This is a genomic window from Acinetobacter sp. 1566109 (genome assembly GCF_000582255.1).
GTDB classification, from domain to species: Bacteria; Pseudomonadota; Gammaproteobacteria; order Pseudomonadales; family Moraxellaceae; genus Acinetobacter; species Acinetobacter nosocomialis.
The window spans coordinates 1-2,047 of the sequence record NZ_JEYB01000137.1; the positions used below are offsets into that span (position 1 = coordinate 1).

General features: G+C 40.7%; 2 protein-coding genes and 1 pseudogene. 1 reads left to right on the forward strand and 2 read right to left on the reverse strand.

What is annotated here, in order from left to right:
- Positions 1 to 199 (reverse strand): 50S ribosomal protein L28 (rpmB, locus tag J582_RS24695; RefSeq protein WP_032048860.1); only part of this gene is annotated, 199 nt, incomplete at its 3' end.
- Positions 200 to 366: 167 nt separating this feature from the next.
- The gene (locus J582_RS24700; RefSeq protein ID WP_032048137.1) at positions 367 to 1,815 is read right to left on the reverse strand and encodes a coniferyl aldehyde dehydrogenase; all 1,449 of its coding nucleotides are present in this window, start codon (positions 1,813 to 1,815) and stop codon (positions 367 to 369) included.
- Positions 1,816 to 1,929: 114 nt separating this feature from the next.
- Here J582_RS24700 and J582_RS26905 point away from each other — a divergent pair.
- A pseudogene (locus tag J582_RS26905) lies at positions 1,930 to 2,047 on the forward strand (TetR/AcrR family transcriptional regulator); the annotation flags it as partial.

Here is a 2,047-nt window from a genome sequence, read left to right on the forward strand (position 1 = left end):
GTCTTTTAATCGTATTTTTGTCAATAATACGCATACCTTTAGTGGTTAAACGAAGACGTACAAAACGTTTTTCGCTTTCTAACCAGAAACGGTGGTGGTGCAGGTTCGGCTCGAACCGGCGCTTGGTTTTGTTGTTGGCGTGTGAGACGTTGTTACCAACGACTGGACGCTTGCCGGTAACTTGGCAAACCTTAGACATGGTGTAACTCCATTGATTTAGCCAACAGCAAATCTGTGGCCAGTCATACTAAATGTAAACGGATGAATTCATTCAAGGGGCGTTTTATACCAAAAATACGATTAAAAGACAAGCGAAATTGGTAAAAACGAGGCATGATCTAGTGTAACAGATCATGCCTTGATCAGTTAACGCAACAAGGTTTTCGAAATGAAGCGATGAATTGGTTTATTGAACGGTGGAAGAATGTATTTCAAGCTATAAAGTTTTGGATTTGACATGACCGAACGTTCATGTGACAGCCCAAAAAAGCCTTCAGGTCCGTGGTATTTACCCATACCTGATGCGCCGATTCCTCCAAATGGCAAGTCATCTTGCGCAACATGGGTAATCACCATGTTAATTCCGAAATGCCCTGAATGAGTATGTTGAGAGATATAATCAGCGCGTGCCTGATCATAATCAAAATAATACATTGCTAAAGGACGCGGGCGACTATTGATAAACTCAATGACCTCTTCGATTTGGTCATATTCTAAAATTGGTAGAACAGGACCAAAAATTTCATTTTGCATAATATCCATTGCAGTTGTTACACCAGTCACTAGAGTCGGTGCAATTTTGCGGACATCATCTAAAATTTCATTTTGCGGATTAATTTCAACAATACGCGCACCTTGATCACGGGCATTTTCGAGATATCCCTGAATACGGTTGTACTGTTTATCATTAATAATAGAGGTGTAGTCTTGGTTGTTACGGAAATGTGGGTACATTCCGGCCACAATCAATTTAAAGTTTTCAATGAACTCGGCAGTTTTTCCGCGTGGCAAGAAAATATGATCTGGCGCAACACAAGTTTGGCCTGCATTCCATAGTTTACCTACAGCAATACGCTGTGCGACATCTTTCATATCTACGGAAGCATGTACCAAAGCAGGGGATTTACCACCCAACTCAAGAATAACCGGAACCAGATTTTGAGCTGCGGCTGCCATGACGGTTTTACCAACAGAAGTCGAGCCAGTGAAAATCATTTTGTCGAAAGGCAAATGACTAAACGCATCAGAAATTACGCCGCCGCCATTTACCACCGCAACCAGCTCTTGTGGGAAGGCTTCAGAAAGTGCATTTTCAAGAACCTGTCCAAAATTTGGAGAAGCACTCGAAATTTTGATCATGGCATGGTTACCTGCAGCCAAAGCACAAATAAGTGGTCCAACAGACAGTAGTAACGGGTAGTTCCATGGTGTAATAATGCCAATTACGCCCATTGGTTGATATTGTACCCAACCTTTTGCTGGCTGATGTAATACACTGATATGGCGTTTTGATGGTTTCATCCATCCGGTCAGGTTCTTACTGTAATACTTGATTTGTTCAAGACAGGTAAGTAACTCACCAATTTTGGTTTCCATAATGGCACGATTGCCATAATCAAGGTTAATTGCTTCGGCAATCTGATCTTGATATTTTACCAAGACTTTTTTAAGACGAGCTAAACGATCAATACGCTCTTTAGCAGTGGGTACCGGATGACGTAAATAGGCAATCTTTTGCTGCTCAAGCAAATCTTGTAAATGCTTAACATCATAAGGAACCTGAGTCTCTGGATTTGTTTTTGTTTGACTGTTCATCGGTACTTACCAAATATACTGATATACTTATTTTTTTTAGAGCAAATACTCTAAAGAGTCAAGTTCGTTTCTGTGTGCAAGTCTTAACCATATGAATTAACGAAGGTTATTAAAATGTCTCTACCTAAAGCTTTGAAGACAAAAGACCGGATTTTACAAATCAGTTTGCAGCTTTTTAATGAGCGTGGCGAACGGTCTGTCACTACCAATCATATTGCTGCAGAGTTGGGCA

Bases quoted from the DNA above. Each gene is read 5' to 3' on its own strand.
- J582_RS24700 (WP_032048137.1), bottom strand. From the start codon at position 1,815: ATGAACAGTCAAACAAAAACAAATCCAGAGACTCAGGTTCCTTATGAT.